This window comes from Parasphingorhabdus sp. (assembly GCF_036964565.1).
GTDB lineage: Bacteria > Pseudomonadota > Alphaproteobacteria > Sphingomonadales > Sphingomonadaceae > Parasphingorhabdus.
Map to the genome: position 1 here is coordinate 344,037 of NZ_JBALTN010000002.1, position 12,529 is coordinate 356,565.

13 protein-coding genes are annotated in these 12,529 nt (G+C 59.5%); 6 read left to right on the top strand and 7 right to left on the bottom strand.

What is annotated here, in order from left to right; genetic code table 11:
* Window positions 1-11: 11 nt before the first annotated feature.
* From rpoD to V7650_RS03695, 3 genes are read right to left on the bottom strand one after another with little or no spacing between them, the layout of a single operon-like run.
* Window positions 12-2,021, bottom strand: coding sequence for an RNA polymerase sigma factor RpoD (gene rpoD / locus V7650_RS03685; protein WP_335654879.1), 2,010 nt, complete (start codon window positions 2,019-2,021; stop codon window positions 12-14).
* A 29-nt stretch (window positions 2,022-2,050) separates the two neighbouring features.
* Complete coding sequence (gene dnaG / locus V7650_RS03690; protein WP_335654880.1) at window positions 2,051-3,913, bottom strand: DNA primase; 1,863 nt, start codon at window positions 3,911-3,913, stop codon at window positions 2,051-2,053.
* Between the two features lie 4 nt (window positions 3,914-3,917).
* The gene (locus V7650_RS03695; RefSeq protein ID WP_335654881.1) at window positions 3,918-4,370 is read right to left on the bottom strand and encodes a GatB/YqeY domain-containing protein; all 453 of its coding nucleotides are present in this window, start codon (window positions 4,368-4,370) and stop codon (window positions 3,918-3,920) included.
* A 133-nt stretch (window positions 4,371-4,503) separates the two neighbouring features.
* Between V7650_RS03695 and carA the strand changes: the two genes are divergently transcribed.
* The 3 genes from carA to V7650_RS03710 are packed head-to-tail and all read left to right on the top strand — an operon-like array spanning window position 4,504 to window position 6,427.
* Window positions 4,504-5,697: a glutamine-hydrolyzing carbamoyl-phosphate synthase small subunit gene (gene carA, locus V7650_RS03700; protein WP_335654882.1), complete on the top strand. Its 1,194-nt coding sequence runs from the start codon at window positions 4,504-4,506 to the stop codon at window positions 5,695-5,697.
* The gene (locus V7650_RS03705; protein WP_335654883.1) at window positions 5,694-6,053 is read left to right on the top strand and encodes a hypothetical protein; all 360 of its coding nucleotides are present in this window, start codon (window positions 5,694-5,696) and stop codon (window positions 6,051-6,053) included. The genes carA and V7650_RS03705 overlap by 4 nt, the downstream gene beginning before the upstream one ends.
* The gene (locus tag V7650_RS03710) at window positions 6,050-6,427 is read left to right on the top strand and encodes a ribonuclease E inhibitor RraB (RefSeq protein ID WP_335654884.1); all 378 of its coding nucleotides are present in this window, start codon (window positions 6,050-6,052) and stop codon (window positions 6,425-6,427) included. The genes V7650_RS03705 and V7650_RS03710 overlap by 4 nt, the downstream gene beginning before the upstream one ends.
* Window positions 6,428-6,532: 105 nt before the next feature.
* Here V7650_RS03710 and V7650_RS03715 read toward each other — a convergent pair whose 3' ends face one another.
* Both V7650_RS03715 and V7650_RS03720 read right to left on the bottom strand, forming a co-directional pair.
* Window positions 6,533-6,955: a PIN domain-containing protein gene (locus V7650_RS03715; RefSeq protein ID WP_335654885.1), complete on the bottom strand. Its 423-nt coding sequence runs from the start codon at window positions 6,953-6,955 to the stop codon at window positions 6,533-6,535.
* A complete protein-coding gene (locus tag V7650_RS03720) occupies window positions 6,939-7,124 on the bottom strand; it encodes a hypothetical protein (RefSeq protein ID WP_335654886.1) in 186 nt (61 codons plus the stop codon). Before V7650_RS03720 ends, V7650_RS03715 begins: the two co-directional genes overlap by 17 nt.
* 54 nt (window positions 7,125-7,178) lie before the next feature.
* On the opposite strand from V7650_RS03720, the gene carB reads away from it, so the two are divergent.
* The 3 genes from carB to V7650_RS03735 all read left to right on the top strand — a co-directional run bounded on the left by carB (window position 7,179) and on the right by V7650_RS03735 (window position 11,750).
* On the top strand, window positions 7,179-10,514 hold the full coding sequence (carB, locus tag V7650_RS03725; RefSeq protein WP_335654887.1) for a carbamoyl-phosphate synthase large subunit: 3,336 nt from the start codon (window positions 7,179-7,181) through the stop codon (window positions 10,512-10,514).
* A 115-nt stretch (window positions 10,515-10,629) separates the two neighbouring features.
* Entirely contained in the window at window positions 10,630-11,103 is a 474-nt protein-coding gene (gene greA, locus V7650_RS03730; RefSeq protein ID WP_335654888.1) for a transcription elongation factor GreA, read from the top strand.
* A 5-nt stretch (window positions 11,104-11,108) separates the two neighbouring features.
* Window positions 11,109-11,750, top strand: coding sequence for a rhomboid family intramembrane serine protease (locus V7650_RS03735; RefSeq protein WP_335654889.1), 642 nt, complete (start codon window positions 11,109-11,111; stop codon window positions 11,748-11,750).
* 6 nt (window positions 11,751-11,756) lie between these two features.
* Here the strand turns inward: V7650_RS03735 and V7650_RS03740 are convergent, their stop codons facing one another.
* Both V7650_RS03740 and V7650_RS03745 read right to left on the bottom strand, forming a co-directional pair.
* Window positions 11,757-11,993, bottom strand: a complete 237-nt coding sequence (locus V7650_RS03740) for a DUF4170 domain-containing protein (RefSeq protein WP_335654890.1) — start codon at window positions 11,991-11,993, stop codon at window positions 11,757-11,759.
* The gene (locus tag V7650_RS03745; RefSeq protein WP_335654891.1) at window positions 11,990-12,529 is read right to left on the bottom strand and encodes a DUF883 family protein; all 540 of its coding nucleotides are present in this window, start codon (window positions 12,527-12,529) and stop codon (window positions 11,990-11,992) included. Before V7650_RS03745 ends, V7650_RS03740 begins: the two co-directional genes overlap by 4 nt.

A 12,529-nucleotide genomic window follows, 5' to 3' on the forward strand; every position in this document is an offset into this window, starting at 1 on the left:
CTGCCTGCCGGCTATTGGTCCAGAAAACTGCGCATCTTGCGGCTGCGGCTAGGGTGTTTCAGCTTTCGCAGCGCCTTGGCTTCGATCTGGCGAATACGCTCGCGCGTGACGCTGAACTGCTGTCCAACCTCTTCCAGTGTATGGTCGGTGTTCATGCCGATGCCGAAGCGCATGCGCAGAACGCGTTCCTCGCGCGGTGTCAGGCTGGCCAAAACGCGGGTGACCGTTTCCTTCAGATTGGCCTGGATCGCGGCGTCGACGGGAATGATCGCATTCTTGTCCTCGATGAAGTCGCCGAGATGCGAATCTTCCTCGTCGCCGATCGGCGTTTCGAGGCTGATCGGCTCCTTGGCGATCTTCATCACCTTGCGGACCTTTTCGAGCGGCATCGATAGGCGCTCGGCCATTTCCTCGGGCGTCGGTTCGCGGCCCTGTTCGTGCAGGAACTGTCTGCTGGTGCGGACCAGCTTGTTGATCGTCTCGATCATGTGCACCGGGATGCGGATCGTTCTTGCCTGATCCGCGATGCTGCGCGTGATTGCCTGACGGATCCACCAGGTGGCATAGGTGCTGAACTTGTAGCCGCGGCGATATTCGAACTTATCGACCGCTTTCATCAGGCCGATATTGCCTTCCTGGATCAGATCGAGGAATTGCAGGCCGCGATTGGTATATTTTTTGGCAATGGAAATGACGAGGCGCAGATTGGCTTCGACCATTTCCTTCTTGGCAATGCGGGCTTCGCGCTCGCCCTTTTGCACCATGTTCACGATCCGGCGGAATTCGACAAGCGAGGTACCGGTGGCATTTGCGATGTCGGAAATTTCCGCGCGGATGCGATCGACCGCGTCGGCTTCCTTCTCGACAAAGGCGGCCCATTTCTTGTCCGTCTTGGCCATGCTGGCCAGCCAGTTGTCGTCGAGTTCGTTGCCGACATAGCTTTCCAGGAAGGCCCGGCGAGGGACCTTGTGGCGTTCTGCCAAGCGCAGCATCTGTCCGCCCAGCGTGGTCAACCGGCGGTTGAACGAATAGAGCTGGTCGACCAGAAATTCGATCTTGTTGGCGTGAAATTGCACGCTTTCGACCAAGGCCGTCAGCTCTTCGCGCAAATCGTGATATTTCTTTTCCGAAGCCGCCGGAAAATCCTTGCCCGCGGCAAGCGATTCCAGCCGCGTTGTCTGCAGTTTCGAAAATTTCTTGAACACCGAGGTGATCAGGGCGAATTTTTCAAGCGCGCCGGGTTTCAGCGTTTCTTCCATCTGCGCCAGGGAAAGAGTGTTGTCTTCCTCTTCCTCTTCAACGACCCGCTTGGTACGCCGTTCGGTCAGCTCTGCCTCATCGTCATCCTCGCCATCTTCGGGCTCGGCATCTTCTACCTCGTCATCATCCTTGAACGAGGGACCTGCGGTCTTTTCGCTGATTTCTCCGTCGTCATCGTCGCCTTCTTCCAGATTTTCCGGAACCGGATCCTTGGAAAGCATGGCATCGAGATCAAGGATCTCGCGCAACTGCATCTCGCCATCGTTGAGCGCAGTCGACCATTCGATAATTGCGTTGAAGGTGGTCGGGCTTTCGCAAAGGCCCCAGATCATGGTGTCGCGGCCCGCTTCGATGCGCTTGGCAATGGCAATTTCGCCTTCGCGGCTCAGCAATTCAACGGCGCCCATTTCGCGCAAATACATGCGCACCGGATCGTCGGTCCGGTCTGCAGTCGCTTTCTTGGGAGCGGCCGCCGAGGATTTTTTCTCTTTATCCTTGCCGTCGATGGATTCGACTTCTTCGCCGCCCATTTCTTCGGCAGCTTCTTCGTCATTCTCGACGATCCGTACGCCCATTTCCGAGATCGCAGACATCACATCTTCAATCTGCTCGTTCTGGTCCTGAGGCAGTGCTTCGTTCAGCTCGTCAATCGTCAGATAGCCGCGCTTCTTGGCCTGTGCGATCAGCTTCTTGATCCCGCTGTCATTCAGATCGATCAACGGTTCGTCTTCGGCTTTGGAATTTTTTGCTTTACTTGCCAATGGCTCAGGCCCCTAATTTGAAACTATACTCAGTCGTCGATCTGGGTCAGGTCGACCAACCGCTCATGAAATAACTGCTTTGCCTTGCGAAGCCTCTGCTGCTCTGCATAACTTTCTTCCGTCAGATCGTCCTGCACTCGCCGCGTTGCCTCCGCCAAGGCTGCTTCCAGTCCCGGACGCGCTGTCACCACCTTGATCGCTTCCGCCAAATCGCGATGTGCCCGTTCGATCAAAAGCGAAGGGGCATCCTCTGGCAGTTTGCGGTTGAAAGTGAAATTCAGCGCATCGGCCCGTAACAGCCCTTTTGCGACATTATAACAATCTGTCTTCTCCAATATGGTAAGAAGGCCCTGCATATCAAGCGTTTCTTTACGCATGGCGACATTGATCAGTTCCCCCAGCAAGGACTGCAACGCCGAATCGGCAAGCTTGATGGCATTCAGCTCTTCGAAATGCCCAGAAATCCTGCAGGGATGACGGATCAGTCCGCCCAATATCGCTTTCGCGATCTGCAGGTCATAACCTTCGATCAGAAAACTCTTGGTATCGTCCATCGGGTGGTGGGAGACAAATTTTGACGGAAATTTTCGATTGGGAGTCTGGAAGCCACGACCATCTGGCCGCTCGTTCTTTCGGGCAAAGAATGCTGCCTGATAGCGTTCGTCAAAAGCTTGCCGATAGTGCTGTGCGATGTCCTGATCGGCAATGGCGCGAACATGATCGGCAAGTCGTTTCTTGAGACCTGCTTTTGCTTCCGGGGTGTTGAGCGGCTCTGCTTCCAATTCGACCTGCCAGATCTTGTCATCCAGCATCTGCGGCTTTGCGACCAGGCTACCAAAGGCATGGGCGCCCTCGGAACGAATCAGGTCATCCGGATCCTGGCCGGCGGGCAGTGAAATGAAGTTCAGGCTGTGCGCAGGGCGGAGAATCGGCAACGCGCGCAAAGCAGCGCGCATCGCCGCCTTCTGACCGGCGCTGTCGCCGTCAAAGCACAGGATCGGAGCCTCGACCATTTTCCAGATGCGCTCGATCTGATGCTCGGTCAGCGCCGTGCCGAGGGGCGCCACAACATCGGCGAAGCCGGCCTGCGCCAGCGCGATGGCATCCATATAGCCTTCGACGACCAATATTCGGCCGGTCTGGCGCGACGCGGGCGAGGCCTTGTCGAGATTGTAAAGCGTGCGCCCCTTGTCGAACAGCGGCGTATCGGGAGAATTGAGATATTTCGGCTCGCCATCGCCCAGAATCCGGCCGCCAAAGGCGATCACCCGACCGCGCGGATCGCGGATCGGGATCATCAGCCGCCCGCGAAACCGGTCATAGGGCTCCTTCTCATCGACCTTTATCAGCAGTCCGGCCTCGATCAGCTGGTCGAGGCCGTGCGCGGAGAGCGCTTGCTTGAGCCGTCCGCGTGAATCGGGGGCGAAGCCGAAGCCGAATTCGCGGATGGTTTGCTCCGATATGCCGCGGTTCTTGAGATAGTCCCGCGCCGCCGCACCTTCAATGCTGTTGAACTGCGCGACAAACCAGTCCTGGGCAGCCGCCATGACATCATGCAGCGTGGCGCGGCTTTCCTGCCGCTGTGCCGCCCGCGGATCGGGGGCAGGGACGTCCATCTGCGCTTCGGCGGCGAGATCCTTGACCGCATCCATGAAACCAAGGCCGCGCTGTTCGGTCATCCAGCTGATCGCATCGCCATGCGCGCCGCAACCGAAACAGTGGTAGAAGCCCTTTTCGTCGTTGATCGTGAAGCTGGGCGTCTTTTCGTTATGAAAGGGGCAGCAGGCCTTATATTCCCGTCCCGCCTTCTGGACCTTCACCGTTCGCCCGATCAGCGTCGACAGCGTCACACGCGATCGCAATTGTTCAAGCCATTGCGGGGAAAGGGTCATGGTTTCAGCTCAGTGCTGCCTTCACCATCGCGCTGGCCTTGCTCATGTCGATTTCGGTGCCGTGGCGCTGCTTGAGTTCGCCCATCACCCGGCCCATGTCCTTCATGCCGTCGGCACCGAGTTCGGCCTTGATGCCTTCGATCAGCGCCGCGGTCTCTGCGTCGCCCAGCTGGGCGGGGAGGAATTCCTCGATCACTGCAAGTTCCGCCTTCTCCGCCGCGGCCAGTTCGGTGCGGCCGCCGCTTTCGAACATGTCGATCGATTCGCGGCGCTGCTTGGCCATTTTCTGCAGCACATCAATCAGGATCGCATCATCGTCGCGCGAGTCATCCTTGTTCCGCAGTTCGATGTCCTTGTCCTTGAATTTCGCCAATATGCTGCGCGTGGCGGCGGTGCGATCCTTGTCACCGGCCTTCATGGCGGCAATTTGCGCGGCTTTCACGGTGTCGCGAATCATGGCGTTCCTCATATTTTTGGAGTAAGCGACCACCATAGCGGGAAGATAATTATTTTCATAGATTGTGGCGCCAGAAATCTGGTTCTAGGCCCCATGAAATTTTGCGCCTTAGACAGACCCGAAGGAACAGCCCATGACCCATGCCCATAATCCCGAAGCTCCACAGGGCGCGACCGGGATATTGGTATTGGCCGACGGGACGATCGTGTGGGGAAGGGGCTTTGGCGCGACCGGCGCCGCGGTCGGCGAAGTCTGCTTCAACACCGCGATGACCGGCTATCAGGAAGTGATGACCGATCCCAGCTATGCCGGGCAGATCGTCACCTTCACCTTTCCCCATATCGGCAATGTCGGCACCAATGACGAGGATGTCGAGGCCGACAGCCCGCACGCGCTGGGCTGCATCGTCCGCGAGGACATCACCGCGCCGAGCAATTTCCGCGACCAGAAGCCATTCGACCAGTGGATGGCGGAGCAGGGCCGGATCGGCATCAGCGGTGTCGACACAAGGGCGCTGACCCGGCGGATCCGCGAGGCGGGCGCGCCCAATGCAGTGATCGCGCATGACACCGACGGCAAGTTCGACGTCGACGAGCTGCTCGCCAGGGCGCGAGCCTGGGCCGGGCTCGAAGGCATGGATCTGGCGAAGGACGTGACCGGGCACGAGACCCGGCTCTGGGAGCAGGGCGGCGTCTGGCGGCTGGGCCATGGCTATGAACCATTGGAGACATTGGAGGCTTGCGCGACCCGTCCGCATATTGTCGCGGTCGACTATGGGGCGAAGCGGAATATCTTCAGAAATCTTGTGAAGGCTGGCGCAAAAGTCACTGTTGTTCCTGCTAAAACGTCATATGATGAAATCATGGCGTTGAAGCCGGCGGGCGTGTTTCTGTCGAACGGGCCGGGCGATCCGGCGGCGACCGGCGCATATGCGGTGCCGGTGATCAAGCAATTGCTGGACGCCGATATTCCGCTGTTCGGCATCTGCCTCGGCCACCAGATGCTGGCGCTGGCGGCAGGCGCCAAGACGGTCAAGATGCACCAAGGTCATCGCGGCGCCAACCATCCGGTGCAGCGGATCGGCGGCGGCTGGGACAAAACCGAGGGGCTGGTCGAGATTACCAGCATGAACCACGGCTTTGCGGTCGACGGCGACACGCTGCCCGACACGGTGCGCGAGACCCACAAGAGCCTGTTCGACGGCAGCAATTGCGGCATCGAGATCATCGGCAAGCGCGCCTTTGGCGTGCAATATCACCCCGAGGCCAGTCCGGGGCCGCAGGACAGTTTCTATCTGTTCAAGAAATTTGTCGGGGGCTTGCAATGACAATCGCACATGAGCGTTTAGAAATTGACTCGGGAAAGGTCAGGGAAGCCCAGACTCATGCTGATTTTTCAGAAAATGCATGGCTGACTTTTTACCTGGCAGGTCAGTCAAATGATCTGGATGCATTGAGTGTTGCATTGGAGAAATTTGGTGCGAGAAATCTCGAAGGATCAAAAGGGGGTTTTGTTAATGCAAAAATCCCGGTTTCATTGACGGAGAGCGACATTATTGATCGAGTGGATCAGGTCCGCAAACAAGCGGATCGCTTCAACATTTCGATCGATATAGTGGATTTGGATCCGACCGATGAAAGCCATTCCAAGAAATTTTATACTCTCTGGAAGGCTAGCCAATGAGCGGCCCTATCGATCCTGCCCATCTGGCCGAAGAATGGGCCATTGATGACGAAATCCTGCAGAATATGGCAGCGGGCGGCGATGTGTCGCATATTGTGCGCGAGATTAACGTGCAATTTGTCGGGGCGGTTGCCGATCTCAACAAGCTAAAGAATGACGCGGCAAAATGGGGCTTTCGTTCGGCTTTGGTCACCAATGAGGATGACGAGTGGGTGATCGAGCTGCAGATTGATCTGGACACGAAGCGCGACACGATCCGCGAGCTGACCCGCAAGTGCCTCGAGATCGAAAGCGAATATGATATCGACCATGATGGCTGGGGCTGTTTTGCCTGTAACGAGAATGGCGAGATTTCTGACGAGAACCCGGCGTGATCCTTACCGCAACCGCCATATCATCCCCTTTTGTCCTGGCTGCTGGCTCTGCTTCTTTCGGGGGCAATATTCAGTGAAGGCCGAGATCCAGAATGTTGTTCCGGGTCAATCTTCCCATGGATTGATGAGTCGGAGATCGGTTGTGTCGAAATCCCGGACGTTGCGCGTCGCCAGTGGAACGTCGAGCGTCAGGGCCTGCGCCGCGATCAGGCTGTCAAATTGGCGCGAGCCGACCCGTTGGTCTGCGATCAGCACTTGTGCCGCAAATTCGCCCCAGCGTTCGGCGGTTGCCAGATCGAATGGTACAATCCGGTCCTTGTGGTGCTGTTTCAGCCGTTCGAGCCAAGGCAGCAACATCGCACGCTTTGCTGCGCCTGGCGTGTTGCGGATACCGACGGTCAATTCTGCTACCACGATGGTCGAAAGCAACGTCTCGCTGCGGTGTCGCCACAACCAGTCCACAACACGGCCATCAGGTCCCGGTTTGGTCAGCTCGCTGAAAACATTGGTATCAACCAAAATCATCATATTGGAACGGAATTACCCGTTCGTGAAGGGCGCGCAGCGGAAAACGGATTTCAACGCCGGGCCGGGTCATCGCAATCAACTCGTGAACCCAATCCGCCCCGCCGGAAATTTGCGGCGAACCATCGTCGGCATCCTGCGGTTCCGTTTGCGCGACTTTTGGCCTATCCATGGCAGCATAACTCCATTTCCTGTTCATCCTATCACAAGATTGTTCTCCTGACCAATGCCCAAAAGAACTGACATAAAATCCATCCTGATCATCGGCGCCGGTCCGATCATTATCGGCCAGGCCTGCGAGTTTGATTATTCCGGCACACAGGCGTGCAAGGCGCTGAAGGAAGAGGGCTACCGGATCATCCTGGTCAATTCCAACCCGGCGACGATCATGACCGATCCGGAAATGGCGGATGCGACCTATATCGAGCCGATCACGCCGGAGATTGTCGAGAAGATCATCGAGAAGGAGCGTCCCGACGCGATCCTGCCAACAATGGGCGGGCAGACGGCGCTGAACACCGCGCTGACGCTGAACAAGCGCGGCGTGCTGGCGAAATATGGCGTGCAGATGATCGGTGCCGATGCCGAGGCGATCGACAAGGCCGAGGACCGCGAGAAGTTCAAGGCGGCGATGGACCGGATCGGGCTGGAAAGCCCGCGCAGCGCCGTGGCGCACAGCGAAGCACAGGCGATGGAGATTCTGGAAGAAATCGGCCTGCCGGCGATCATGCGGCCAAGCTTCACGATGGGCGGAACCGGCGGCGGCGTTGCCTATAACCGCGAGGAATTTGTCCATTATGTGCGGACCTCGCTGGAGGCCTCGCCGACCAACGAGGTGCTGATCGACGAAAGCCTGATCGGCTGGAAGGAATATGAGATGGAGGTCGTCCGCGACAAGGCGGACAATTGCATCATCATCTGTTCGATCGAAAATGTCGACCCGATGGGCGTGCACACCGGCGACAGCATCACCGTCGCGCCGGCGCTGACCCTGACCGACAAGGAATATCAGGTCATGCGCAACGCCAGCATCGCGGTGCTGCGCGAAATCGGCGTGGAAACCGGCGGTTCCAACGTTCAGTTCGCGGTCAATCCGAAGGACGGCCGGCTGGTCGTGATCGAGATGAACCCGCGGGTGTCGCGCTCGTCGGCGCTGGCGTCCAAGGCGACCGGTTTCCCGATTGCCAGCGTCGCCGCGAAGCTGGCGGTCGGCTATACGCTGGACGAGATCGACAATGACATCACCGGCGCCACCCCGGCCTCGTTCGAGCCGACGATCGACTATATCGTCACCAAGATCCCGCGCTTTGCCTTCGAGAAGTTCAAGGGCGCCGAGCCATTGCTGTCGACCGCGATGAAATCGGTCGGCGAGGTCATGGCGATCGGCCGCAACATTCATGAATCGATGCAGAAGGCGCTGCGCGGTCTGGAAACGGGCCTGGACGGCTTCAACCGCGTGCAGGCGCTGATCGGTGCGTCACGGGAAGATATTTCCGCCGAACTGGCTCGGGCCACGCCGGACCGGCTGCTGGTCGCAGCGCAGGCGATGCGGGAAGGGTTCAGCGACGCGGACATCCACGCCATTGCCGGCTTTGACCCCTGGTTCCTGGCGCGAATTCGCGAAATCATCGACGCGGAGCAAGCGGTTCTCGACAACGGCCTGCCGAACGACGCGCAGGCGCTGCGCAAGCTGAAATCCATGGGTTTCTCCGATGAGCGGCTGGCCAAGCTGGCGATCGATTCGGTGCATGTCGCCGGTGGCGCCGGGCGCGCGGTCGCGAGCGGCGGCGGACTGGTGCACGATGCGCTGGCGGCGATGGCCGGAGCGACGACCGAAGCGGACGTCAGGGCGCTGCGCCACAAGCTGGGTGTGCGGCCGGTGTTCAAGCGGATCGATACCTGCGCGGCGGAATTCGAAGCCAAGACCCCCTATATGTATTCGACCTATGAAGCGCCGATCTTCGGCGCTCCGGAATGCGAGGCGCAGCCGTCGGATCGCAAGAAGATCGTCATTCTCGGCGGCGGTCCGAACCGGATCGGGCAGGGCATCGAGTTCGACTATTGCTGCTGCCACGCCTGTTTCGCGCTGTCCGAAGCGGGTTACGAGACGATCATGGTCAACTGCAACCCGGAAACCGTGTCGACCGACTATGACACGTCCGACCGTCTCTATTTCGAACCGCTGACCGCCGAGGACGTGCTGGAAATCCTGCACGTCGAGCAGCAGTCGGGCGAACTGGTCGGGGTGGTCGTGCAATTTGGCGGACAGACGCCGCTGAAGCTGGCGCAGGCGCTGGAGGATGCGGGGATTCCGATTCTCGGCACATCGCCGGACGCGATTGATCTGGCCGAGGACCGCGAGCGCTTTGCCAAGCTGGTTCACAAGCTCAAACTGAAGCAACCGGAAAACGGCATGGCCCGGACCCGCGACGAGGCGGTCAAGATCGCCGAGCGGATCGGCTATCCGGTGCTGCTGCGGCCGAGCTTCGTGCTCGGTGGCCGGGCGATGGAGATCGTCGACGGGCCGGCGCAGCTGGAGGATTATATCAACACCGCGGTGCAGGTGTCGGGCGACAGTCCGGTGCTGGTCGACCAGTATCTGCGTGACGCGGTCGAGGTTGATGTTGACGCGATCTGCGACGGCGACCAGGTCGTGGTCTGCGGCGTATTGCAGCATATCGAGGAAGCCGGTGTGCATTCGGGCGACAGCGCCTGCACGATCCCGCCTTATAATCTGAGCGACGACATCATTGCCGAAATGGAACGGCAGACGGAAGCGCTGGCCTTTGGCCTGAAGGTGCGCGGCCTGATGAACATCCAGTTCGCGGTCAAGGATGGCGAGGTCTATCTGATCGAGGTCAATCCGCGGGCCAGCCGGACGGTGCCCTTTGTCGCCAAGGCGATCGGCGTGCCGATTGCCAAGATCGCCTCGCGCGTGATGGCCGGGGAAAAGCTGAAGGACCTGCCGGTGATCAACCGGCATATCGACTATATCGCGGTCAAGGAGGCGGTGTTCCCGTTTGCCCGGTTCCCCGGGATCGATCCGGTTCTGTCGCCGGAAATGAAATCGACCGGCGAGGTCATGGGCATCGACCAGAGCTTCGCGATCGCCTTTGCCAAGGCGCAACTGGGTGCGAGCAACCTGTTGCCGGACAGCGGCACGGTCTTCATCTCGGTCAAGGAAACCGACAAGAAGGTGATCGAACCGGCCGCGCGCCTTGCCGAAAAGCTCGGCTTTCGCTTGATTGCCACGTCCGGAACGGCGGACTATCTGGCGGAACGGGGCATTGCGGTCGAAAAGGTCAACAAGGTTGTCGAGGGACGGCCGCATATTGTCGACCGGATCAAGGACGGCGATATCAACCTGATCTTCAACACGACCGAAGGCTGGCAGTCGCTGAAGGATTCCAAATCGATCCGGGCCGCGGCGCTGGTTGGCAAGATTCCGATCTATACAACCGCGACCGCAAGCAATGCCGCGATGCTGGCGATTGAGGCGATGCGCGATCAGACTCTTGAAGTTCGTGCATTACAGTCCTATTATACAGCTTCGCAGACGTAATTTTCCGACATTTTGTCAAACTGCGGGCGGTCCTTGGAAAAGGGGCCGCCGGAAAACTGTTTTTGACGCCGCACGGCCGAAATCGGCGGCGCTTCAGTAAGGAAAGGCCAAGAATATGGCTGTTGAAAAAGTACCAATGCTCGCCGAGGGCCACGCCAAGATGGAAGCCGAACTCAAGGCTCTGAAGGCGGAGCGGCCGATCATCGTCGACGCGATCGAGACCGCGCGAGCGCATGGTGACCTTTCGGAAAATGCGGAATATCACGCCGCCAAGGAGCGCCAGGGCCAGGTCGAGGCGACGATCGGCGATCTCGAGGACAAGCTGTCCCGTGCGCAGGTCATTGATCCCAAGACCCTGTCCGGCGACAAGGCCGTGTTTGGCGCGACGCTGACCCTGCTCGACGAAAATGACAAGCCGTTCAAATATCAGCTGGTCGGACAGGCCGAAGCCGATGCCAAGGCCGGCAAGATCAGCTACAACTCGCCGATCGGCCGGGCGCTGATCGGCCGCAGCGTCGGCGACGAGATTGAAGTCACGGTGCCGTCCGGCGACAAATATTTCCTGCTCGAAAAAATCGAGTTCATCTAGAGCCCATGAACCTGCCGGCTGGAAAGCTCACCAACGGACTGATCATTACCAATGTCGTGATCTTTCTAGTGATCTGGATATTCGGCTGGGAACAGGAGGCGATCCTGCGCGGCGGCATGTTCCCGGTCCGGCTGAGCGGAGCGGTACCGGACCTGGCCGCGCATGGCTGGCTGGTGCCCGCATGGCTGACGCCGCTATCCTCGGCCTTCCTGCACAGCGGCTTGCTGCACATCGCGTTCAACATGCTGATGCTGCTGTTCTGCGGGCGGTTTGTCGAACAGGCGCTGGGGCCGAAACTGATGGCGATCCTCTACGGGGTTGGCGCCTATGCCGCGGCGCTGTCGCAATTTGCCGTCGACAGCGGCTCGGCAATTCCGATGGTCGGGGCGAGCGGCGCCATTTCCGCCGTTCTGGGCGCCTATGCGCTGCTGTTCGCGCGCAACCGCGTCGACGCGGTGGGGCCCATTCCCGGCCATGTCGTGCGGATCATCTGGCTGACGCTGGCGTGGATCGGTATCCAGCTGATGATCGGCGTCGCCACAAGCGGAAGCTTGCAGGGTATCGCGATCTTTGCGCATATCGGCGGTTTCGTCGCGGGCCTGCTGATGACCCGACCCTTGCTGGAACTGCGGTTTCGCAGCGCCTAGCCCGGTCTAGAGGTCTTCGGGCAGATCCGGCTCGAGCAGCTTGTGGAGATGGACGACAACATATTTCATCTCGGCATCGTCCACCGTCATCTGCGCCTTCGAGCGCCAGGCGTCCTCGGCCGTGTCATAGTCGGGATAGACGCCGACCAGATCCATGTTCTCGAGGCTGACAAATTCGACCCCGCGCGGGTCCTTGACCCGTCCGCCCATGACGAGGTGTATCTTGCTGCGCTGTTCGGTCATTTCTTGCCCTGATTTTCGTCTTTCACCGCATCCTGTGCTGCGGCCATGGCGGTCTTAGCAGCCTCGATCGCTTTCCCAAACAAATCTTTGAACTGTGCCCGCATTTTGTCATTGTCGAGACCCATTTCGCCGATCTGCTCGCGGCTGGCTTCCTTGGCAGCCTGATAGGCGGTGAGCAGAGTGCCGTTGATCCTGCGGCCGGCGCGACCGACATATCGGCCTTCGGTTCTGCTTTTCGGCAGCAGCATGCCGAACAATATGCCAAGCGCGGCGCCGCCGGCGACGATGGCCAGCGGGCTGTTGGAAATGGTCTCTTCGGACTTTGCGACCGCCTTGCGCGCGGCATCGCGTGTCGCGGCAACGCTGCCCGCCGCCTTTTCGCGCCCTTCGCCGAGAAGTGCCGCTGCCCGCGCCTTGCTGTCCGACATTTTCTCGCGGGCGGTGTGGGATCGCTCGGTGGCGGCCTGTGTGGCCGATTGGAGCCGCTCGCGGGAGGCGGCGCGGGCCTTGTCGATATTGTCGGTCAGTTTGTTCAT

Coding starts and splice junctions, on each gene's coding strand:
- carA (WP_335654882.1), top strand. CDS start 4,504: ATGACCCATGCCCATAATCCCGAAGCTCCACAGGGCGCGACCGGGATA.
- carB (WP_335654887.1), top strand. CDS start 7,179: ATGCCCAAAAGAACTGACATAAAATCCATCCTGATCATCGGCGCCGGT.
- V7650_RS03735 (WP_335654889.1), top strand. CDS start 11,109: ATGAACCTGCCGGCTGGAAAGCTCACCAACGGACTGATCATTACCAAT.
- V7650_RS03705 (WP_335654883.1), top strand. CDS start 5,694: ATGACAATCGCACATGAGCGTTTAGAAATTGACTCGGGAAAGGTCAGG.
- dnaG (WP_335654880.1), bottom strand. CDS start 3,913: ATGACCCTTTCCCCGCAATGGCTTGAACAATTGCGATCGCGTGTGACG.
- V7650_RS03720 (WP_335654886.1), bottom strand. CDS start 7,124: ATGGATAGGCCAAAAGTCGCGCAAACGGAACCGCAGGATGCCGACGAT.
- V7650_RS03710 (WP_335654884.1), top strand. CDS start 6,050: ATGAGCGGCCCTATCGATCCTGCCCATCTGGCCGAAGAATGGGCCATT.
- V7650_RS03745 (WP_335654891.1), bottom strand. CDS start 12,529: ATGAACAAACTGACCGACAATATCGACAAGGCCCGCGCCGCCTCCCGC.
- V7650_RS03695 (WP_335654881.1), bottom strand. CDS start 4,370: ATGATTCGCGACACCGTGAAAGCCGCGCAAATTGCCGCCATGAAGGCC.
- greA (WP_335654888.1), top strand. CDS start 10,630: ATGGCTGTTGAAAAAGTACCAATGCTCGCCGAGGGCCACGCCAAGATG.
- V7650_RS03715 (WP_335654885.1), bottom strand. CDS start 6,955: ATGATGATTTTGGTTGATACCAATGTTTTCAGCGAGCTGACCAAACCG.
- V7650_RS03740 (WP_335654890.1), bottom strand. CDS start 11,993: ATGACCGAACAGCGCAGCAAGATACACCTCGTCATGGGCGGACGGGTC.